The organism is Pseudomonas sp. ASL3 (genome assembly GCF_056680425.1).
In genome coordinates, this window is record NZ_CM155281.1 from 425,858 (window position 1) to 446,488 (window position 20,631).

A 20,631-nucleotide genomic window follows, 5' to 3' on the forward strand; every position below is an offset into this window, starting at 1 on the left:
ATGAAAATATTAATCTTTGGTGGTGGTGGTTTTATCGGCTCGGCAATCGCCGACCGCCTGCTGGATGATGGTCATTCGCTGCGGATTTTCGAGCGACCTCGGGTAGAGCCCTATCGCAAATTTGCCCTGACCGAGTCCGTCGAATGGCTGACCGGCGATCTGATGAGCAATCATGACGTCAGTGAAGCTGTGGAAGGAGTGGACGTGGTTCTGCATCTGGTTTCCACCACGTTGCCGAAGACGTCGAACGACGATCCGATTTATGACATCCAGACGAACCTGGTATCGACGCTGCAGATGCTCAACGCGATGGTTGAAAAGCACGTCTCGCGTATCGTGTTCATCTCCTCTGGAGGTACGGTCTATGGAGCCCCGACCTATCTGCCGGTCGATGAGGCGCACCCTACCGATCCCCAGGTTTCGTATGGCATCACTAAACTGGCCATCGAGAAATACATCTTGATGTACCAACACCTCCACGGCATCAAGGCGACCGTGCTCCGGGTGACCAATCCCTATGGCGAGCGACAGCGTGTCGAAACCGCTCAAGGCGCAGTTGGCGTATTCCTGAGCCGTGCACTGAAAGACGAGCCCATCCAGATATGGGGTGATGGCAGCGTGACCCGCGACTACATTTATGTTTCGGACGTCGCTGAAGCCTTTGCCCTGGCACTCAAGTATCAAGGCCCTTATAGCGTTTTCAATATTAGTTCAGGCACCGGCGTTAGCATTAATGAGCTAATTGAGCGGATCGAGACTGTCGTCGACGGCACCATCGCGAAAGAATACCTTCCCGGCCGTCCCTATGACGTTCCTGTTAGCGTGCTGGACAATACATTGGCCGCCAAGGAGTTGAAATGGTCGCCTAAAGTCGATCTGGATAGTGGGTTGAAACTAACGACCGCCTGGATGAAGAGAACGCTGGGGAAATGATGCACGTTTCCGGTATCAGAGTGTCGGTGATCATTCCCACAAAAAATGGTGGAAGCCGCTTTAAGGCAGTCTTACAAGCCGTTCTGGAGCAGCAGACAGAATGGTCGTTCGAAGTCATTGTAATAGACTCCGGATCGAGTGACGAAACCCTGGCCATCGCCAGGGAGACTTCCACGGTCCGCGTCATTCATGTCGAGCCTGTAGATTTTCAGCACGGACGCACGCGCAACGTAGCGATCCAGAGCGCGAGAGGCGAGTACATCGCCATGATCACCCAGGATGCGCAACCGGTTGCAAACACATGGTTGCGTACTCTGGTAGCTGACATCGAGGCAGATGAGCAGATTGCCGGCGTATTTGGCAAACATGTTGCCTATGACGATGCCTCACTTTTTACACGCGAGGAACTTGTACAGCATTTCGCGGGCTTTGAACTGCAACCCGTGGCACAAATGACGGACCCGGAGAGGTACCGTCATGATGCCGGTTATCAGCAGTTCCTTTATTTTTTTTCCGACAACAACGCATTGATTCGGCGTTCGATCTGGGAGCGTTACCCCTACCCAGAAGTGGATTTCTCCGAAGATCAGGCGTGGGCACGCATCGTCATCGAGGCAGGCTTCAAGAAGGCCTACAGTCGCGACGCCGTTGTTTATCACTCTCACAATTACGGGCTTTGGGAGCGTTTCCAGCGAAGTTTTGATGAAAGCATGGCCCTGGACGACCTCTTTCATTATGACCAGCCCAAGGGATTTCTTGTTTTACTGAGAAACTGGATCGGCCTGACGCTGCGAGATCTCAAGCTGATACGTCAGCACCTGCCCAAGGATGGCTGGAAGTTTATACTGCCTGCGATAAGAATGCCGATTGACAACTTTATGCGGGTATCAGGCGGCTGGCTGGGAGCCCGGGCGGGATTTGAATGTCCGGCCTTGATAGCGTTTTGTTCCCGTGACAAAAAACTTAAACGGGTGAAACGTTAACCGTGAATGCTCATTTACTTGCATCCCAAGTCAAAAAATCACTGAATCACATTCATCAGGAAGGTTTCTCCTCTTTCTTTAATATATTGTCGCGTCGTATCAGAAGTTTCCGCTCGCTGTTCAGCAAACCTGATGTTGTGTATGCCTACCGCTTCTTGAAGTTCGCACCGACTATTCAGCAACCGGACAACGCTCTGATAAACGCAGAAAAAACCATCAACTGGTACATCCCGCCGATTGGCAAAGGATCCGGTGGACACCTGAATATTTTCAGGTTCATGCAGCACCTCGGAAACCTGGGCTTCACCAATCGCGTAATCATTGTCGAAGAAGACAGTGACCTTTCAGTCGCAAAGGTAAAGTCGACAATATTAGAGTGGTTCAATCTCGACAATATCGAAGTCTATTACATCGATTCATCCATCCCCTCTGCGGCGGCGTCAATTGCAACGTCATGGCAAACCGCCTACGCGGTTAACAACATTAGCGCAAAGACTCATAAGTGCTACTTTGTTCAGGATTACGAACCCTGGTTCTATCCTGCCGGTACGGAGCACGCGCTGGCAGAGCAGACCTATCGGTTTGGCTTCCATGGGTTCACGGCTGGAAGCTGGCTGTCCAGCATACTGAACGAACAGTTCGGCATGCAGGCCACTGCGTTTGGTTTCTCTTATGACAGAGCGCTCTACAAGCCTCATCCCACTGCTGCTCGAGGAGCTGCCAAACGCATCTTCTTTTATGTCCGTCCACCTACGGCAAGACGGGCTTTTGACCTTGGCGTTCTCGTACTGGCGGAGCTTGCACAGCGCATTCCGGATATGACAGTTGTGATGGCCGGCTGGGACGTGCACCACTACACGTTCCCGTTTGCCTGCGAGCATGCAGGGCTGCAGAACCCCGATCAACTTGCTAAGCTGTACAGCTCTTGCGATGCAGCGCTCGTGTTGTCGCTAACGAATCTGTCGCTGTTGCCTCTCGAGATCATGGCCTGTGGCGTGCCGGTTGTCAGTAATCGCGCCGAGTACACCGAATGGCTGCTCAACGACGACATCGCAATGTTGGCAGAACCGACAATTGACGCGCTGGCGAGTGCGTTGGAAAGGGTTTTGCTATCGCCGGAATTGACGCAGCAGCTCAAGGAGAACGCTTTTGCTTTTGCGGCATCCGCCTCCTGGTCGTTGGAAGGAGACAAAATGGCTCAAAGGCTTCAGGAAATTTTATCCGGCCCCTTTCCTTCTGATTCCCGTGTGGCAGTTTCTGAGGCACAGGTTCCAAGCCTGGAAGCCGGCAAAACGAGCGGTTCCGGGCCCCTGGCGCAGAACCCGAAAATTGAGCGTCGGGGCGCATCATGAGGTGCTGGCTCCATAAAAAGATCGGGAGCAAAGCATCGGGGATCAGATGGCGGCTTTGAATGTGGGGTTCATGGCTCGGTTACAGTCGATGTGCACCGTCAGCAATCGGGCGCGTGATTAGCGCTGGGGAAGGGCAGCAGGTGCTGGGGACGCAGATTCAGGGGGGCAGAATAAAAAGACCCGCCGTAGCGGGTCTATTAGGACTATTCGATCAGTTTGTTGTAGCAGGCGCCTGGCGCTCTCGCTTACGACCCAAATAAGCAAAAAGATTCTTCAGGTGCACTTGAGCAGGCAATTCGATAAATCTCCAGATCATGTATGAGGAAGCAACAATGATCGCTAGAAGAAACGGAAAGATCGCATCTTCAGGGAGAAAGGCGAAAGTGGGACGGTGAGAACTGTAGTACCTGAAAATAATCTGGTGAATCATATACATCGAAAAGCTGATCTCGCCCAAGACTATAAAGAGGCGAAGTTGCAGTATCTTCGACACTAGGCCTTTGTTGATGGCAAAGAACAGAATCATCAAGCCAAACAGTACACCGGTTGAGCAGTGACTCCAGAATTCGGCCGATGCATTGTTGCCGGCGCCCGCGAGAGCGTAAGGGATGCCGACAGCTTTTTGCGTCCAGAATATAACGGCAAAAATGCAAAATATTTCAAGCGCTGTGCAGGAAACTAAACCGAATACACGCCAACCTTTGATGTAGTCGAATACCTTGAACAACAGCATGCCGATGAAGAATTCTTGAATTCTGGACAGTGGGCTTATATAGGAAAGGCCATGCCCGGAAAATGCTGTCAATTTATCAGGGGAGTAATAGTTGGCGTCATGGCCGTCAAATAAATAGGCTATTACACCGCCAAGAAGCAGCAGGCTGACGAGTTTGAAAAACCAGTTTTTATTAAGCCCTAATAGTAGGAATGGAAACGCAGCATAAAAAAACAGTTCCGATGAAATACTCCAGGAAACGCCGTTAAACGAAAAGTAATAGGCTGGAACCGGCACAAGGGATTGAAGTAAAAAAACATTTAGTAATGTAACGATCCAGGTGTTTTGTGCGCCAAGCGTCCATTCGAATGAAGGGAATAGTGCTGCCACCAAGATCATTGTGAAAATATGGGCGGGCCATATTCTTGAAAAACGTGAGGTGTAAAATTTATAAAGACCTACAGACTCCATTTTTCCGGTATACACATAAGCCAGAATAAATCCGGATAATACAAAGAAGAAACTGACGCCAGCAGACAGCGGAATCCCCGGCAAAAACTCATTGGGGAAAACCAAACCTCTGGCATGATGTAATACGATAGCAAATGCTGCAAAAAACCTAAGAGACGTCAGGCTTCCAATAACGCCATTTTGTTCCATTTCAGCCCTACTCCAAGCAAATATCACATATTATTGCGGGATTTTACTCGATTTACTGCTGCTTTGGCCAAATTGTTTCCTCCTTATTGGGATAGGTGTTACGAACCTTTGATCAGGTTCAAGGCGCGATCTGCAATATATGGGGTACAGCATCAGTTCCCCTCCCTCGGCGTGCCAACCCACAATGGGTTCCAGTTAATTTTCAACTGCAACCGCTAAGGGGCAGACGGGGTCGTTGGTTGGATTGACGTGCGTGTATTGCCTTACGGGAGTGGGGCTGGTCCGAGAGCAGAGGTTCCGCTGTGAGGCAGGATGCTTCATCCATAGGCTGTTGACTGGCTCCATCCACTTGCATCTATTTCAAAATGTTCACGCTAATGCGAATGTCGTACAATGCATTCATGTAAGATAAATTTCGTCTGAAATGAAGGTGTAGCGAGAGCGGGTTGGCAGTTCTTCAGTAAACGGTCTACAGAATCAGGGGTTTTAATTCTTGTTCGTCACGAGGATGTCAATCGATAGCGGCTGGGCACATAAATAACAATCTTGAATGTAGGTGACGGTCAGCCGGACGCCATTATTTTGCGGGCGGCAGATTATTCTAAACTTAGATGTGGTACGGGGTGGCAGATTGAAATACGGATTTTTTTCAGGGGACGGTCTGGCGAGAGATGTGCTCTTAAAGTTTGTAGCGGTATCAGCATTTTTATACGCGCTTTTTATAGCGGTGAATTATGCTGGCCAGCCACTGCTGGAGCAGTATGGTTTTAGACAGACGCAAACGGCGCTGACATCGTTATGGTTCGTTAAGGAAGGTTTCAAGCTTGCGTATGAAACCCCTGTGGCTGGTGCTCCATGGTCAATACCATTTGAGTTTCCAATTTATCAGTATGTAGTGGCTTTAATATCGAAGCTGTTTGGCTTCGGGTTGGATGCGACGGGAAGAGTGGTGTCTTTTCTGTTTTTGACGGCTTGTCTGTTTCCGGTAAGAGATATCTGTCGACAACTGTCTTTGCCGAAGGCTGTGTTCTTTATCTTTGTCGGGTTTCTTTTTTCCAGTCCTATTTATTTGGAGTGGGGTAGAAGTTTCATGATGGAAACGGCAGCGGTTTTCTTTGCTGTTGTTGCAATAAAATATTTTATTGAATTTTTAACTTTGGCAAAAAGAACAAGTGCGTTGCTGTTTGTGTTCTTTATTGTGCTGTCCATTCTCCAGAAGGCTACCACCGGGCTTCCGGTTCTTGCGGTGATGGCCTTGCTGTTTTTGTTTCATGAGGTGAACAATAATAAAAGTGTGGTCAAGGCTTTTACCGTTAAAAATGTTTGCCTTGCCTTTGTGTTGTTCGGTTTACCTATTGTTATAGGGTTTGGATGGGCATTTTATACGGATATCGTAAAAGTAAAAAACGCATTTGGCACATACATAACCTCGAGTGCCCTGTCTCAGTGGAACTGGGGAACGGTTTCGCAGCGTTTTTCCGAAAAGCTGTACGTTGAAGTTATTTGGAAGCGAATGCTGAAGGACAACCTGGGTGGTATCCTGGGTTTGGCGATAATGCTGGTCGCGATGCTCGTGTCTAAAAGCAATAAGCTAAAGGTGGTTGTGGGGGGCTCTATTCTGTTGGGTGTTCTGCCACTGTTCATTTTTACTAATCTTCATTTAATACACTTGTATTATCAGTCGGCAAACGCAATCTTCCTGATCTTCGCCCTGTCGGTAGCGCTAGTTGCCATTTTTGAGTCGGTACGCTCGACGGGAATGCTGCTTGGCTTGTTTCTGGTTTTGATGGCAAGCAACTATATTGCTTTTAGTGAAAGCTATTATGGCGATATAAATACTACCTTTAATGTTGGTAATAATCAGGAGCTGACGATTGCATCGGCAATAAAAAACAATGTAAAACCAGGTGAGGCATTCGTTGCGTTCGGGAATGATTGGAGCTCCGCGTTGGCTTACTATTCGGAGCGAAAATCTTTCACTGTTCCGAATTGGTATAAAGACTACAATAATGCGCTCGCGAATCCGGAAAGCTATCTGGGTGGGCTGCCGCTTGGAGCTATTGTCGTATGCCCCGAGGCGCTAAGACCCAAAGGCCGTGACCTATTGGATTTTTCCTTTAATAACAAAAAATTCAAACTCATGGAGGCGGCTGGTTGCTTCGTAGGTACGCCAGAACGTCTGATTGATCTCAGCAAAAACAAGATGACCGCTAACTGCGAAGGCTCTCTCGACTCCGTGGGGGAACTCGAAAAAATCCCCCAAACGTTGTCAGTCAGTGGCTGGACGACGGTCTCGGGTGCTAAAGGCGAGTTGGCCGACAATGTTTACATTACGCTGACGGACTCAAAAGGGTCGATTAACTATTACGAAGCTGCGTCCGTTTTAAGACCCGACGTTAGTGCATTTTTCAATCAGACTAATCTAGGGCCAGCAGGTTACAGTCGAGTAATCGATGTTAAATCTTTAGCTGGAGATTATTCGGTCGGAGTTGCAAGGGTCGTCAAAGATACGCTTGAACTGTGCCAGTTCAAGACAAACGTGAAAATCACACGTTGAGTGTGCGGGAGTTTTGAAGGTGCCTCCTGCCAGCGACCGGCAGGAGGTGCAGCAGAATCTTTTAGCACTCGTGAAGGTTGTCGCAACTCGGAATTGAGCTGCGATAACCATGCACGATTATCTCAGAGGTAGTGCAGATGGAACTGTCCGGTTCTCGATCAATGATTGCAATACATTAGCGGAAGGACCATCGTTTATGCCCCAGGTAACTTGTGAACACCGGAACAATTACACCCACGGCATGAGCTATTTCCGGTACCAGTGTAGTTACCCCCAATTTTGGCAGGATGTAATACGCGAGCCCCATGCTGATCAAAAAGGTTTGCAGTATTGCTACCAGATTAACCAGCACGAAGAACATCGCGGATTTATGTACCGATTGTTGGCTCTCCGAAAAAACAAAAAGTTTTGAGAGAATAAAGGCGGTAATCATTCCTGTAATGTAAGCCAGAATGACAGCGGTGGAAAAACTCATCCACTGGTTGTATATCACCCTGGAACCAAAATTTACGGCCGCCGCAGTGCCTCCTGTCAGTAGAAAGGTCAGAAACTGTTTGGACATGAATTGTTGTATCACGAGGTTATATCTCGCGCCATTTTACGGCCAAAATCGATACTTTCAGAAATACCTCGATCTTCCGGATAGTAGTACGAAGTATCAGCAACCCACAGTCCTTTAACTGGAAGAGAAACGGGAGGCAGTTTTTCCAGATAGCTCGGGTCGCAGATAGGTTGTGCGTATCTGTATCGGCTTGCGCGCAGCTCAATGAAGTCGTCATCCTGCAGCGCCGGATTGATCTTCTTCAAATAGCGCTGGACTTTGTCCAGGAAGGCCTGGTCTGGCTCAGAGAATAATGGATGCTCTCCGGGTACGTAGAATGGAACATATACAATATGCTGATCCAGTGGACGTAGATTTGAATATTCCACCAAGCCGGGAATATCCATTTCTGGATCGTTGGTATTGAGCCAGAAGTTTTCAGACACAGGCTTGCGCAGTTTGGCAATAACGCAAACGACCGCAATGTTTTTTACAGCCTTGTATTTGGCCAGAATCTCACTTGGCAGGTCTGGCATTACTCGAGGTACATAGGGCAGCGGAATCGTGCTGATAACCTTATCAAACGTCTCTACAGTGCCGCCAACTTCGACGCCTTGTACTTTTCCATCGTTAAGTACTACGCGGGTTACCGGTGTTTTCAACCGGATTTCACCGCCATGCGCTTCGATATCGGCTTTCAGTGCGTGCAAAAGCGTGTCTGAGCCACCTTCCAGATAGCCAAGTTTTTCTTTGAACAGACTGTATCGAGAGCGACCGATCCGACGGATGCGGCTCCAGATCCAGGCGGCCGAAAGATTGCTGCTGTATTCATAGAACTTGTAGTCGAACAAGCGCCGCCAGAGCACTTCCCACGCTTCCGGGCCAACCCAACGCTTAATCCATCCGGTGGCCTCGACATTGTCCAGAGGCTTCCAGTCATTGCGTTTGGTGCAGAGAAACGCATGCAACCCGTATCGCACTTTAGCCACTAGGCTGAGTCCGCGGAATTTCAGCAAGGCTACAGGGTTGCCCCAAGGCTGGAGTTGGTTTTGATACCAGTAACCCATCTTTGTTTCGACCCAGCGCATCTTGTCCGTCAAGCCCAGTTCAGAAAGAACAGAAAGGAATGCATGGTCGGAAATGCAATGGAAGTGGTAATAGCGTTCAATGCTTAATCCGGAAAAGTCGAATGAAGCGGTCATGCCCCCTACGCGGTCGTCAGCCTCGAACAGAACCGGGTGGTGGCCGTCGCGCGCCAGTTGATAAGCAACCGCCAACCCCATAGGGCCTGCGCCCAGTACCGCAATACGCTGGCCCATGGTTAAAACTCCAAAACGAATTTACTGTAATTAGGATCGTTGAATGTTTCATCCACCGCTTTAGCAAACGGAGTGAATGGCACATTGAAAATAGTTGGCCAGTCAATCACCTCGAACTCATCTTTGGCACTGAGTGCGGCCAGTTGTTGAGTGGTAAAGGGTGGATTTTTATCAAACCGGCCCCAGATCCAGATCAATGTATAGAACAAGGCGTACGGGATTTTTACAATAGGGGTGCTGACCCGAGTGGCTTTCTTGATTTCACGGATGATATCAATGTAGTCAACTTTTTCATGGCCGGAAATATTGTAAATTCCGTTGTGAGTGCGATTTTCGATACAGTTGATAATAACGTTGCAAAAATCACCCGCATACAACGGCTGGCGCATGTATCGACCATGTCCGGGGATCGGAAAGACTGGTACTTTTTTCATGAAACGAGAGAGCCAGCCTAAATGCTTGCGGTCGAACCAGCCAAACATCAAGGTAGGACGCAAAATCGGGCATGGGATACCGCTGTCCAATACCATGCGCTCTTGGTCTTTCTTGCTCTTGGTGTAGAAGTCGTCCGCAACAGATTCTACAACGGAAGAACTGATGTGGATAAGTCTTGGCACATTGTTGGCTTTGATGGCCTCAAGGATAAGACGCGTGGAATCGACGTTGTTGCGGACAAACTCCTGATAGTCATTACCACCGATCTGAGCTTGAAGCATAACGACTACGTCGGCATCAACGAAATGCCGCTGCCATTGGCCAGGTTCTGCCAAATCAGCATATTCGACGGTTATATCAGGTTGTACCTGCTTTAAAACTTCGATGTTTTTATGGTGCTTATCCAAAACAACGATGTTGGTGTAGCCTTTGGCTTTCAATCGGGCAACGAGATTCTGCCCAACTAAGCCGGCGCCACCGGGTAGAATGATTTTATTTGTCTGCATGAGATGACCGATTATTTATAGTTACAATATTCTGAAATTGTGGGCAAATTGTTACTTGGTCAGAATGCTTGTGTTTCTCAATGTTCATCGTTGATTGCGTTCCGCAGGCTTTAAATGCAGTGATTCTGTATTCAAAGATTTGCTCTTTTGAATAAAAAGTTAGGTACGCTTTTAATAACTAGCATGATTAAGGCCCAGAAACCCGGGGCGTAGAGAACGTCTACTTTTCGTTCGATGCCCTTGACGATGCGCAAGCCGACCTGTTCGGGTTTGCTGACCAATGGTCCCGGCAAAGGCAAGCCTTTAGTCATCGGGGTATCAACAAAGCCAGGTTTGATGTCAATCACGTGCACACCAACCTTGAACAGGCGGGCACGCAAGCCTTCACAGAACGTGGAGACAGCCGCTTTGGCCGTGCCGTACAAATAGTTGGAAGGACGGCCGCGATCTCCCGCCACGGACGAAATGACTGCCAGGGTGCCGCAATGCTGTTTTTCAAAGTGATTGGCCAACAGCGTCAGCAAGGCAATGACTGACGTACCGTTGTTGGCAAACTCTTTAAGCGCAACCTGTACATCGTTTTCGCAAGCCTTTTGGTCCGGCAGAGTGCCGTGGGCAATCAAGGCAATATCTATCTGGCGCAGGGCTGCCAGGCAGCTTTCCAGCATCGCGGGATGGGCTGAGAAATCGACTGCATCCATCGTGTGTACAGTCACGGCCTTGGCGCCCTGCGCGATCAGATCGGCACGAGTCTGTTCAAGTTTCTCGGCATTACGGGCAACCAGGAAGAACTCACTTCCTTGTTGGGCCCACAGGCGCGCGCAAGCACTGGCAATGGACGAGGTTGCTCCGACAATCAAAACCTTTTTCATGAAATGACTCGTTTCCAAAAACGGGATATTAGGGACGGATCGCGCAGTGCTTCCAGTTGTTCCCAAGCCGGATAGGCTTGACGGAAGTCGTTGCCATTCATATGGGCATCTTTTGCGGGATAAAGTCGACCGCCGGCCTGATGCACGATGGCGTCCATGCGTTTGAACAAGGCAGTCAAATCCGCCCTTTGCGGGAAATCCAGGGCGAGTGAGGTGCCCGGCAGCGGGAACGACAACAGTCCCGGTGAGACAGCATCGCCACAACGCTTGAGTACGGCCAGGAATGAACCCTGTCCGGAAGCTGCAATCACGGCCAATAGCTCATTCATGGCAACCTCGGCCACAGCGTCAGGTATGACGCATTGATACTGTTGAAACCCTTTGCGCCCGTAAATACGGTTCCAGTCGAGGATACGGTCCAGCGGATAAAAGAACGGTTCGTAGCTTCCCCATCGACGTGAAGGGGTTGCTGGATGCACGCGCCAATAGGCTTCATTGAACGCGTGCAAAGAGAGGCTGTTGATCAGGGAAAGGGGCGGCGTCACCGGCATATGTAATTTTTTACGCTTCTCTACGCTCAGTGAGCCGTAAGAAGCATGGTCGCCGACAATGAACACTCCGCGCCCTGTTTTAGCCCCTTGGGCCAGGCAATCGATCCAGGCCACGCTGTATTCATGTTGATGATCCAGTTCAGCAGAGAGCTTGAAGAATTCGGCCAGGTTATCGAAGCGCACTACCGTGCTGTCGATTTGGCTCGAATTTATCGGTATCAACTGGATTTTCGCCCAAGTGATAACACCGGTCAGGCCAAGTCCCCCGATGGTCGCTGCAAACAGCTCTGGATTCTCTGAAAGGGAGCAGGTCAGCAGATCCTGGCCGTGCCGTAGTAAACCGAAACTGTGAACGTGATTGCCAAATGTTCCGCGAAGATGATGGTTTTTGCCGTGGACGTCGTTTGCGATAGCGCCGCCCAAAGTAACGAATTGAGTTCCAGGCGTGACAGACAGGAACCATCCTTTGGGGATGCTCAATGCCAGAATTTCCGCGAGGGTGACACCCGACTCGGCGAGTACCACACCGTGCTCCCAATCGACTTCAATAAAACGATCCAGAGTGCGAAGTTGCACGACCTGATCGCTAGCCGCCAGGCAACTGTCTCCATAACTGCGTCCATTGCCAAACGGAAGGGTGGAGCCATGGTCGGCAACCACCCTATTCATCAAGTCGGATACTTCGCTACGCCAGCTACAGGTGTGCGCATTTTGAGGGGCGCAGGGGTAGCGTCCCCATGAGTAACGACTGTCAGTCATGCCGCAACCCAGAACACTAAGGCGAACAATGCGCCAACCACCAGGCTGATTCGGTCACGAACAGCAAACACCACTGGATCGTCATGCATCTGTCCGCGGTGGGTCAGCATCCATATCCGGGTAATCCAGAAAAGCAGCAGAGGGCAGGCAAGCCAGATCACTTGTGGATGGGCATAGAGCGCATTCGTCGATTGATCATGAATGTATAGAGCTAACACCATCACCGCCAAATAGCCGGAAGATGCACCAAGCGACGAGATCATTTCCAGGTCATCGGGATAGTAGCCACGGCCGCGGGTTTTTTCGGTGTGCCCCTTTTTGCGCGCCTCGCGTAGCTCCGCGTAGCGTTTGACAAACGCCAGGCTGAGGAAGATGAACATCGAGAACGCCAGGATCCAGAAGGTCAGTTCCAGGCTGGTAGCGGCGGCGCCCGCAATAATCCGTAGGGTATAAAGTATGGCCAGTGAGATGACATCGATTGCCATGTGCCGTTTTAGTGACAATGAGTAGGCCAGTGTCAAAACATAATAAGTAGCCAGGACTCCGGCAAACTCCCAGGGTAAAAGTAATAGCGCACCTGAAAAAGAAGCAACAAGTAGTCCGGGAAATGCGATAAGCCCCGATTTTATTGAAAGGCGGCCCGCTGCGAACGGGCGATTGCGCTTGGAAACATGGTGGCGATCATCGGCGAGGTCGAGAAGATCATTTAATAGATACACACTTGAGGCGCATAAGCCGAAAAGCAGGAACGCCAGAATGCCTTGCCAGACCAGCAGTGGATTGGTTATCTGGTGCGCGGCGAGCAAGGGCACAAAGATGAGGGCGTTTTTCATCCACTGGTGCAGACGAAGTGCCTTCATCCAGTGATTCAATCCTGAAGGGTTGGATTTAATGACTTGTTTGACATTGCCCTGCGCTGCAGCGCGCCGCTCCACACCGGATTCAGGGTTGACGACATAAGCTTCACGGGCCGATTTCCATACCGAGATGTCATCGAGCGAGTTGCCAATGTAATCGAACCCTTGCTCCCCATAGAGTTCCACCAGCAATTCCCGTTTTTTATGGGATGACAGATTTCGATCACTGTCAGAGGCTAAAACGCGGTCAAACAATTTCAGATGGTCGGCGATACGTTCAGCCAGCGAGTAGTGGCTGGCAGTCGCCAGAACTATGGTTCGACCTTTTTCACGCTCGCCCTCAATGAGAGCGATCACCTCTGGGTCATAAGGTAGATCGGCCACGTCGAGATTGGTCGCGTTTGCTAGCCCTTCCTTCAAGGCGGCTTTGCCTTTGAGTAACCAGGAAAGAGGCTTGAACAGACTCATCGGCTTATGCCTGACGAAAGCCATTCCGGTTTCCAATAGCAGATCGGAGCGCAGCAAGGTGCCGTCCAGATCGACAATGAGCGGAGGCACGGAGGGGGTGATATGGACAGTCACAGGAGTTCTTCCCTGGGTACTGGGCAAGCAGAGCTGTCCCAGCAAAAGTGAATCTAGGAAAACAACAGGCGGCTTTAGCAAACGCTACCAAGATGCAAGCGGGCTTTCAGTTGCGCGAAAAGTTAGCATGAACATCGTTTTTTTCATAGCAGTCACTCATCTCGAACAAGGCTTAAAGCTTCTGGCTTCCTATCGGGAGGGAGCAGTGGTTACTGGGAAAAGCGCAGTCGGTGCGATGAAACTCAGACCTTAAATTTGTCGGCCGTCAATCAGCTCGTAGAGGGCCGTTGAAGTGTTAAGGGACTGGCAAGCGAATAGATTCAGAACCTGTGCCGGTTTGGTTTACGTAGATCTACCTTCTTGCCCTCGGGAAATTGTCCATTGCCTGTCGCGCTTGGCGTTGCACAAGACCCATGGGAGCATGCAGGTCAGAAATGTGCAGGAGCCGACCTATGTTGCGAATACGCGGAAGCATCGGCGACTGGCCGGTGGATTTGACCCTGGAGATGGACGACGGCGACTGGGCACGACTCGGCGCACAGTTGCAGGTCAGCAAAACCGAGGAGGTCAACGCCCCGGCTGCCAAACCACTGAATCAGGATGACGCGCTGTGGCAGATCGCCAAGGACCTGCTGCGCAAGGCCGGGCAATTGAGCGGGCCGGATTTGCTGGAACAGCTGGAAGGGCTGACCGGCAGCGCGGCCTCGGGCAAACGCTTGTTGGTGCGCTTGCGCCATTGTGCCGATGTGAAAGTGGTGAGTGGCGGCGATACGCCGCTCTACAGCTGGCAAGAACCCGCGTAGGAGCTGCCGAAGGCTGCGATCTTTTGATCTTTAATACAGCGCAGCAAACAACTTGCGGCGGTACGTGGTCACCAGCGGGTGATCGTTGCCCAGCAATTCGAACACCTGCAGCAAGGTCTTGTGCGGCAAGCCTTCGCTGTAACTGCGGTTGCGGATGAACAACTTCAGTAACGAATCCAGCGCCGCGTCGTACTGCTGACGCGCCAGTTGCTGAATCGCCAGTTGATACACGGCTTCATCGTCCTGCGGGTTTTTCGCCAGGCGCGCTTTCAGGTCCGCCGCATCCGGCAAATCCTTGGCCTGACCCAGGAACTGGATCTGTGCCTTTGCGCCAGCTAGGGCGGCCTTGTGCTCATCGGTCTTGACCGCGTCGAGCACGGTTTGCGCTTCACCCAGCTCGCCACGCTCGGTGAGGCAACGGGCGTAAAGGATCAGCGCTTTCGCGTTGGTGTTGTCTTCGCCTAACAGCACCTTGAGGATGGCTTCGGCATCAGCGAAACGGCCTTCATCGAACAGCGCCTGGACTTGCTCGAACGGATCGGCAGCAGCCGGGGGCGGCACGCTGCCCATCAGCCGCTTACAATAGGGTGTGGCATTTGCCATGGTTACGGGTCGATGGCGGCTCAACAAGCGCAAGCGCTTTGGGGTCTTGAGCGATGTGTGTTTTTTTTCAGATTTTGTTAAGAAAAGCGGCGACTATCAGGCTGACGTTACCTTGAGGGGTTTGTCGAAAAACACCAGATTTTCTCATCAGGTAGAGTCGCTGGAGGAGCGAGCTTTGGCGAGCCCGTTCGAAGTCACTGAGTGTCAGTCGGTTTTCGGGTGTGAGCTTTGGCTTGAGGCTGCCGAGGATATAAAGATTCTTTGAGCTCCACTCGCTAAATCTCCCAGAGCACATTTTACACATGCGTATCAAACGCTCCTTTAGGCCGGAGTTAGCACCGATCAGGTTGCCGCCGTGCTGGCGATAGTCGAGTGTCGGCGCCGGGTCATAAATGACCTTTCCGCCACAGCCGCTGACCACGAGATAGGCAAGCCAGTCGTGAGCAACGACATGGGCCTCATCTTCGGTTTCAGCCAGCAAATCTCTCGCAGCGTTGTTTATCAGCATGGTGTTCGCCCCGGCCAGGCTCTGGACCAGTGCATTGCGAAATCCAGGAGGCTTGGTGAATAACGGCGAAAACCCAATCACGCGCCTATCGGCATCGATCAGGCGTGTTCTAGAGCAGTAAAGCGCAGGCACACTGTGTGGTGAGCCCGCCAATTTAGCGAGACTTCGTTCAAGTTTGTCTTCCAGCCAGATATCGTCCTGGTCGCTGAAAGCAAAATAATCGGCCGTGATCGTGTGGTTTTTGACGAGGGACATGAAGTTTCTGGCAAAACCTTGGCACGGTCCCTTAAAGGTGATCAGGCGGTCCTGCCCGTATTTTTTTTGAAAGCCAGTGAGGATCTCGAGTGTTTTATCGCTCGAACCGTCGTCTGATGCATAGATGACCCAGCGTGTATGAGTCTGAGCTGCGAACGATTCCAGTTGGCTCTCAAGAAAGGCTGAGCCGTTGTAAGTGCACAGCAGAATCGCCACCCTGTCCTTGAGGGGCGTCGATGGAGCTGAGCCCTCCGAGATATTGTTGGCTTCATCCTGAAGGGGTGGGTATAGCTGCTTGTTCATTTTTTAATCTCAAACATACCAAGATCTGAAAATCTCGTAACTGATTAGATGCGAGTGTGCTAGCTGAAAGGTGGTCATCAAAATAATTTCGATAAGCGCTGCGTGGATCGGCGTTCAGACTCTATTTTAGGTTGCATGGTTCAAAAAGCCTGTGTGGGCTGGTTCTGAAGCAGTTGTCGCTGGACAGAGATTGGCTTCCCAAAGTCGATGCGATGGTCCTGTGCCTTGGCTTTGACGCAATGTGGCTGGTAGACGGCACACGTTGATCGGTCTCCCCCGGCTACAATCTCCCCCAATTATCTGAAGACGACTTTCTGACCGGTCAGTATCATTACCATTTCGCGTCTGCATTTGCGTCATTCAGAGTCATTGAAATGGTTGGTAGGTCAATTCTTGTCACCGGGGCGAGCGGCTTTCTGGGCGCTTCGCTCGTAAGGCATCTGGCGTCATCTGAAGCTTTTTCAGTCAGGGCTCCTGTTAGAAATCCCCGCTTATGCTTTCCCGCTTCGGTAGAGGTTCTGCCCATAGCGGATCTTGATTCGTCGACGAACTGGCAGCACGCGTTGCCGGGTGTGGAGGTTGTTGTGCATGCGTCAGCGCGCGTGCACGTCATGAACGAGGCCGCACAGGATCCTTTGGTTGAGTTTCGCAAGGTGAATGTCGAGGGTACGCTCAATCTTGCGCGTCAGGCGGCCGCTGCCGGGGTCAAACGATTCATTTTCATCAGCTCGATCAAGGTCAACGGCGAAGGCACTTCGCTGGGTAAACCGTTCTCGGCAGATGATGCACCCGCGCCTGTCGACGCTTACGGTATTTCCAAGCTGGAAGCCGAACAGGGCTTGTATGAACTCGCCGCATCGACTGGGATGGAGGTGGTTATTATTCGTCCGGTTCTGGTTTATGGTCCGGGCGTGAAGGCGAATTTCTTGAGCATGATGCGTTGGCTGTCCAAGGGTATTCCATTGCCCTTGGGGGCCATCCATAACCGCCGCAGTCTGGTAGCGTTAGAAAACCTGGTCAGCCTCATCGTCAGATGCATCGATCATCCGCGTGCGGCCAATCAAACCTTTTTGGTCAGCGATGGTGAGGATGTTTCCACCTCTGACCTGTTGCGCAAGCTGGCCTATGCTCTTGGCAAGCCAGCGAGGCTGTTGCCGGTGCCTGGTTGGCTTCTATATGGTGTTGCCGCTTTGCTGGGGCGACAAAGTTTGTCACAGCGTCTGTTCGGGTCCCTGCAGGTGGATATCGGCAAAAACCAAGAGTTATTAGGCTGGACGCCTCCGGTCAGTCTGGATCAGGGCTTACGACTGACTGCACAACATTTTCTGGAATCAAATAACCCATGAGTTATTGGTGGCTTACCCCCGCAATTGCTGTTGTATCGTTCTTTCTAACCGGTGCTCTGCGCCGCTATGCGCTAGCACGCAGCCTATTGGATATCCCCAACGCTCGAAGCTCTCACTCTTTGCCTACGCCCCGTGGTGGTGGTGTGGCAATTGTGTTGGCGTTTCTTTTGTCCCTTGGGTTTTTATTTTGGCTGGGGGCGCTTGCGCAAGGCGTATTTTTAGCAGCAGTGGGAGCCGGGGCGCTGGTCGCGGTCATCGGCTTTATGGATGATCATGGGCATATTGCCGCCAGGTGGCGTTTGCTTGGGCATTTCGCAGCGGCGGCCTGGGCGTTGTTCTGGGTGGGTGGGCTGCCAGCGATCAGTTTTTTCGGCGTGTCGATTTCGTTTGGTTGGCTCGGGCAGATTCTTACGCTGTTTTACTTGGTCTGGATGCTTAACCTTTACAACTTCATGGACGGTATCGACGGTCTTGCCAGCATCGAGGCGGTCTGCGTCTGTCTGGGGGCTTGCCTGCTTTATGGATTGACCGGGCACGCCGACTCGATTTGGGCGCCACTCTTGCTTGCTGTGTCAGTCGCAGGGTTCCTGTTTTGGAATTTTCCTCCTGCCCGAATTTTTATGGGCGATGCAGGCAGCGGATTCCTCGGCGTCATGCTCGGGGTGCTTTCTCTTCAAGCTGCTTGGGTTGATCCTCGACTATTCTGGGGATGGCTGATTTTGTTGGGGGTATTTATTGTCGATGCGACCTTTACCTTGAGTCGCCGCTTGGTCCGCGGCGATAAGGTGTACGAGGCTCATCGCAGTCACGCTTATCAGTTTGCCTCTCGTCTCTACGGCAGGCACCTGCCTGTCACCTTGGCAGCGGGATTGATCAATCTGCTTTGGTTGCTGCCTATAGCGGTGGCCGTCGCCCGTTTTGGACTGGATGGTACGCTTGGGCTGCTGGTGGCCTATGTGCCACTGGTGATATTGGCTGTGAGGTTTCATGCCGGCGAGCTGGAGATTCCCGGTCGCGGCAATTAAGCAGGGTTCCTGTTGTCCAATTTTTTCAGTAATCAAAATGTAAAGGTACGTACAATGGCCGCTGCTGATTTACATGAGACAGGCAGCCTTCAGGAGCTAATGATTTATGGATAAATTACGTGCTTTTCTGGTGGGGCTGCCAAGACGGCAGAAACGGCTGATACAGGTCTGTACTGATATCGTGCTGGTCTGGACTGCCTTGTTGCTGTCGTTCGTTGTTCGTTTGGGGGTGGAGGATGTGTCTCATCCTCTGTTCGAGCAAACCTGGTTATTTATCGCTGCCCCGTTGGTGGCGATTCCGCTGTTCATCCGTTTCGGCATGTACCGAGCGGTGATGCGTTATTTTGGCAATGACGCGCTGATTGCGATCATCAAGGCGGTCACTCTGTCGGCGCTGATACTGGCGTTCATCGTTTACTGGTACAGCAATCACAAGACCATCGTGCCGCGCTCGATCATCTTCAATTATTGGTGGTTGAGCCTGGTGATCATCGGCGGGCTGCGCCTCGCCATGCGCCAATACTTCATGGGTGACTGGTTTGCGACGTCCCAGCATGTTCCTTTTACCAACCGTGACGACGGTCTGACCAAGGTTGCGATCTATGGGGCTGGCGTTGCCGGTAACCAGTTGGTCGCAGCCCTGCGCATGGGGCGAGTCATGCGCCCAGTGGCGTTCATCGACGATGATGCCAACATTGCTGATCGGGTGATTGCCGGCTTGCAGGTGTACAAACCCAAGCACATCCAGAACATGATTGATATGACTGGCGCAACCGAGCTACTGCTTGCATTGCCGTCTTCAAGCCGTGCACGGCGTCGGGAGATTCTCGGTTATCTGGAAGGCTTCCCACTGCATGTACGCAGCGTGCCGAACTTCACCGATCTGGCCAGCGGACGGGTCAAGGTCAGTGATATTCAAGAGGTGGACATCGCAGACCTGTTGGGTCGCGATGCTGTGCCCGCCCAAGAGGAGTTGCTGGAGCGTTGCATTAAGGCGCAAGTCGTTCTGGTGACAGGCGCGGGTGGGTCGATTGGCGCCGAGTTGTGCAGGCAAATCGTCGGCCTGGGCCCCACAAAGTTACTGCTGTTCGATCACAGTGAATTCAATCTCTACAGCATTCTTGGCGAGCTGGAACACCGCATCGCGCGCGAGTCACTTGCTGTAGAGTTATTGCCCATTCTGGGGTCGGTGCAGCACCCAGGGAAAGTTCTCGAGGTGATGAGGGCGTGGCAAGTCGATACGGTTTACCACGCAGCCGCCTATAAGCATGTGCCCATGGTCGAACACAATATTGCCGAAGGCATATTGAATAACGTCATGGGGACGCTCTACACCGCTCAGGCCGCACTGCAGTCCGGGGTATCCAATTTTGTATTGATCTCCACAGACAAGGCCGTGCGCCCCACCAATATCATGGGCAGCACCAAACGACTTGCCGAGCTGACGTTGCAGGCGTTGAGCCGAGAACTGGCTCCGGTACTTTTTGGCGACAAGGCGAATGTTTCCCGGGTCAACAAGACACGTTTCACTATGGTTCGGTTTGGCAACGTATTGGGGTCGTCAGGTTCGGTCATCCCGCTGTTCCACAAGCAGATCAAAAATGGCGGTCCGCTAACGGTCACCCACCCCAAAATCACCCGTTACTTCATGACCATCCCTGAAGCCGCTCAGTTGGTTATACAGGCCGGCTCCATGGGGCAGGGCGGTGATGTGTTTGTGCTGGACATGGGCGAACCGGTGAAAATTGTCGAGCTCGCTGAAAGGATGATCCATTTGTCAGGCCTGAGCATTCGCTCTGAGCGAAACCCTCAAGGAGACATCGAGGTGGAGTTCATCGGACTGCGTCCAGGTGAGAAGCTCTATGAGGAGTTGCTGATTGGCGATAATGTCGCCGAGACCCAGCATCCGATGATCATGCGTGCCAATGAAGATCATCTGAGTTGGGATAGGCTCAAAGCAAGGATCGCGGATTTACTGGGGGCTGTTGAGATCAACGATTACGAACGGGTTCGTCAGTTGCTTCGTGAAGTGGTCAGCGGGTATAGCCCCGAAGATGAGATTGTCGACTGGATGCACCAGCAGCGTCATAAAGAACCGCTATAGCAAAATGCAGCCGCTGAGGCTGCATTTACAAGATAGGCACATCGAGTTGGCTTTCTGTGGGGGAA

16 protein-coding genes and 1 pseudogene are annotated in these 20,631 nt (G+C 51.5%); 8 read left to right on the plus strand and 9 right to left on the minus strand.

The annotated features are described in order from the left end of the window. The 3 genes from AC1MEE_RS01965 to AC1MEE_RS01975 are packed head-to-tail and all read left to right on the plus strand — an operon-like array spanning window position 1 to window position 3,268. Window positions 1–933 carry an NAD-dependent epimerase/dehydratase family protein gene (locus AC1MEE_RS01965; protein ID WP_480413539.1) on the plus strand — a complete coding sequence of 311 codons (933 nt, stop codon included), beginning with the start codon at window positions 1–3 and terminating at the stop codon, window positions 931–933. Beyond that, window positions 930–1,916, plus strand: a complete 987-nt coding sequence (locus tag AC1MEE_RS01970; protein WP_480413540.1) for a glycosyltransferase family 2 protein — start codon at window positions 930–932, stop codon at window positions 1,914–1,916. Before AC1MEE_RS01965 ends, AC1MEE_RS01970 begins: the two co-directional genes overlap by 4 nt. A 2-nt stretch (window positions 1,917–1,918) precedes the next feature. Beyond that, the gene (locus AC1MEE_RS01975) at window positions 1,919–3,268 is read left to right on the plus strand and encodes a rhamnosyltransferase WsaF family glycosyltransferase (RefSeq protein ID WP_480413541.1); all 1,350 of its coding nucleotides are present in this window, start codon (window positions 1,919–1,921) and stop codon (window positions 3,266–3,268) included. 211 nt (window positions 3,269–3,479) lie between these two features. Here AC1MEE_RS01975 and AC1MEE_RS01980 read toward each other — a convergent pair whose 3' ends face one another. After that, the gene (locus AC1MEE_RS01980; RefSeq protein ID WP_480413542.1) at window positions 3,480–4,640 is read right to left on the minus strand and encodes an acyltransferase family protein; all 1,161 of its coding nucleotides are present in this window, start codon (window positions 4,638–4,640) and stop codon (window positions 3,480–3,482) included. A gap of 631 nt (window positions 4,641–5,271) precedes the next feature. On the opposite strand from AC1MEE_RS01980, the gene AC1MEE_RS01985 reads away from it, so the two are divergent. Continuing rightward, a complete protein-coding gene (locus AC1MEE_RS01985) occupies window positions 5,272–7,197 on the plus strand; it encodes an ArnT family glycosyltransferase (protein ID WP_480413543.1) in 1,926 nt (641 codons plus the stop codon). A 175-nt stretch (window positions 7,198–7,372) separates the two neighbouring features. On the opposite strand, the gene AC1MEE_RS01990 is transcribed toward AC1MEE_RS01985, so the two are convergent. The 6 genes from AC1MEE_RS01990 to AC1MEE_RS02015 all read right to left on the minus strand — a co-directional run bounded on the left by AC1MEE_RS01990 (window position 7,373) and on the right by AC1MEE_RS02015 (window position 13,646). After that, window positions 7,373–7,759, minus strand: a complete 387-nt coding sequence (locus AC1MEE_RS01990; protein WP_480413544.1) for a GtrA family protein — start codon at window positions 7,757–7,759, stop codon at window positions 7,373–7,375. Between the two features lie 11 nt (window positions 7,760–7,770). Beyond that, complete coding sequence (locus tag AC1MEE_RS01995) at window positions 7,771–9,057, minus strand: NAD(P)/FAD-dependent oxidoreductase (protein ID WP_480413545.1); 1,287 nt, start codon at window positions 9,055–9,057, stop codon at window positions 7,771–7,773. 2 nt (window positions 9,058–9,059) lie between these two features. Further along, window positions 9,060–9,998, minus strand: a complete 939-nt coding sequence (locus tag AC1MEE_RS02000; protein WP_480413546.1) for an NAD-dependent epimerase/dehydratase family protein — start codon at window positions 9,996–9,998, stop codon at window positions 9,060–9,062. Between the two features lie 131 nt (window positions 9,999–10,129). Continuing rightward, the gene (locus AC1MEE_RS02005; RefSeq protein ID WP_480413547.1) at window positions 10,130–10,870 is read right to left on the minus strand and encodes an SDR family oxidoreductase; all 741 of its coding nucleotides are present in this window, start codon (window positions 10,868–10,870) and stop codon (window positions 10,130–10,132) included. Continuing rightward, window positions 10,867–12,180 (minus strand): FAD-binding oxidoreductase, encoded by a 1,314-nt coding sequence (locus AC1MEE_RS02010; protein ID WP_480413548.1) that lies wholly within the window; start codon window positions 12,178–12,180, stop codon window positions 10,867–10,869. The genes AC1MEE_RS02005 and AC1MEE_RS02010 overlap by 4 nt, the downstream gene beginning before the upstream one ends. Further along, entirely contained in the window at window positions 12,177–13,646 is a 1,470-nt protein-coding gene (locus AC1MEE_RS02015) for a UbiA family prenyltransferase (RefSeq protein ID WP_480413549.1), read from the minus strand. The genes AC1MEE_RS02010 and AC1MEE_RS02015 overlap by 4 nt, the downstream gene beginning before the upstream one ends. 425 nt (window positions 13,647–14,071) lie before the next feature. On the opposite strand from AC1MEE_RS02015, the gene AC1MEE_RS02020 reads away from it, so the two are divergent. After that, complete coding sequence (locus tag AC1MEE_RS02020) at window positions 14,072–14,422, plus strand: hypothetical protein (protein WP_480413550.1); 351 nt, start codon at window positions 14,072–14,074, stop codon at window positions 14,420–14,422. A gap of 30 nt (window positions 14,423–14,452) precedes the next feature. Here AC1MEE_RS02020 and AC1MEE_RS02025 read toward each other — a convergent pair. Both AC1MEE_RS02025 and AC1MEE_RS02030 read right to left on the minus strand, forming a co-directional pair. Next, a pseudogene (locus AC1MEE_RS02025) lies at window positions 14,453–14,983 on the minus strand (tetratricopeptide repeat protein); the annotation flags it as partial. Between the two features lie 109 nt (window positions 14,984–15,092). After that, window positions 15,093–16,091, minus strand: coding sequence for a glycosyltransferase family 2 protein (locus tag AC1MEE_RS02030; protein WP_480413551.1), 999 nt, complete (start codon window positions 16,089–16,091; stop codon window positions 15,093–15,095). 374 nt (window positions 16,092–16,465) lie between these two features. Here AC1MEE_RS02030 and AC1MEE_RS02035 point away from each other — a divergent pair, with 374 nt between their 5' ends. The 3 genes from AC1MEE_RS02035 (at window position 16,466) to AC1MEE_RS02045 (ending at window position 20,566) form a co-directional block, all read left to right on the plus strand. Beyond that, window positions 16,466–17,437 (plus strand): UDP-glucose 4-epimerase family protein, encoded by a 972-nt coding sequence (locus tag AC1MEE_RS02035; RefSeq protein ID WP_480413552.1) that lies wholly within the window; start codon window positions 16,466–16,468, stop codon window positions 17,435–17,437. Beyond that, entirely contained in the window at window positions 17,434–18,462 is a 1,029-nt protein-coding gene (locus tag AC1MEE_RS02040; RefSeq protein ID WP_480413554.1) for an MraY family glycosyltransferase, read from the plus strand. Before AC1MEE_RS02035 ends, AC1MEE_RS02040 begins: the two co-directional genes overlap by 4 nt. A gap of 106 nt (window positions 18,463–18,568) precedes the next feature. Further along, window positions 18,569–20,566, plus strand: a complete 1,998-nt coding sequence (locus tag AC1MEE_RS02045) for a polysaccharide biosynthesis protein (protein WP_480413555.1) — start codon at window positions 18,569–18,571, stop codon at window positions 20,564–20,566. The last annotated feature ends 65 nt before the right edge of the window (window positions 20,567–20,631 follow it).

Bases quoted from the DNA above. Each gene is read 5' to 3' on its own strand.
- AC1MEE_RS02035 (WP_480413552.1), top strand. From the start codon at position 16,466: ATGGTTGGTAGGTCAATTCTTGTCACCGGGGCGAGCGGCTTTCTGGGC.
- AC1MEE_RS02005 (WP_480413547.1), bottom strand. From the start codon at position 10,870: ATGAAAAAGGTTTTGATTGTCGGAGCAACCTCGTCCATTGCCAGTGCT.
- AC1MEE_RS01990 (WP_480413544.1), bottom strand. From the start codon at position 7,759: ATGTCCAAACAGTTTCTGACCTTTCTACTGACAGGAGGCACTGCGGCG.
- AC1MEE_RS02030 (WP_480413551.1), bottom strand. From the start codon at position 16,091: ATGAACAAGCAGCTATACCCACCCCTTCAGGATGAAGCCAACAATATC.
- AC1MEE_RS02040 (WP_480413554.1), top strand. From the start codon at position 17,434: ATGAGTTATTGGTGGCTTACCCCCGCAATTGCTGTTGTATCGTTCTTT.
- AC1MEE_RS02020 (WP_480413550.1), top strand. From the start codon at position 14,072: ATGTTGCGAATACGCGGAAGCATCGGCGACTGGCCGGTGGATTTGACC.
- AC1MEE_RS01970 (WP_480413540.1), top strand. From the start codon at position 930: ATGATGCACGTTTCCGGTATCAGAGTGTCGGTGATCATTCCCACAAAA.
- AC1MEE_RS01980 (WP_480413542.1), bottom strand. From the start codon at position 4,640: ATGGAACAAAATGGCGTTATTGGAAGCCTGACGTCTCTTAGGTTTTTT.
- AC1MEE_RS02045 (WP_480413555.1), top strand. From the start codon at position 18,569: ATGGATAAATTACGTGCTTTTCTGGTGGGGCTGCCAAGACGGCAGAAA.
- AC1MEE_RS02010 (WP_480413548.1), bottom strand. From the start codon at position 12,180: ATGACTGACAGTCGTTACTCATGGGGACGCTACCCCTGCGCCCCTCAA.
- AC1MEE_RS01995 (WP_480413545.1), bottom strand. From the start codon at position 9,057: ATGGGCCAGCGTATTGCGGTACTGGGCGCAGGCCCTATGGGGTTGGCG.
- AC1MEE_RS02000 (WP_480413546.1), bottom strand. From the start codon at position 9,998: ATGCAGACAAATAAAATCATTCTACCCGGTGGCGCCGGCTTAGTTGGG.
- AC1MEE_RS01965 (WP_480413539.1), top strand. From the start codon at position 1: ATGAAAATATTAATCTTTGGTGGTGGTGGTTTTATCGGCTCGGCAATC.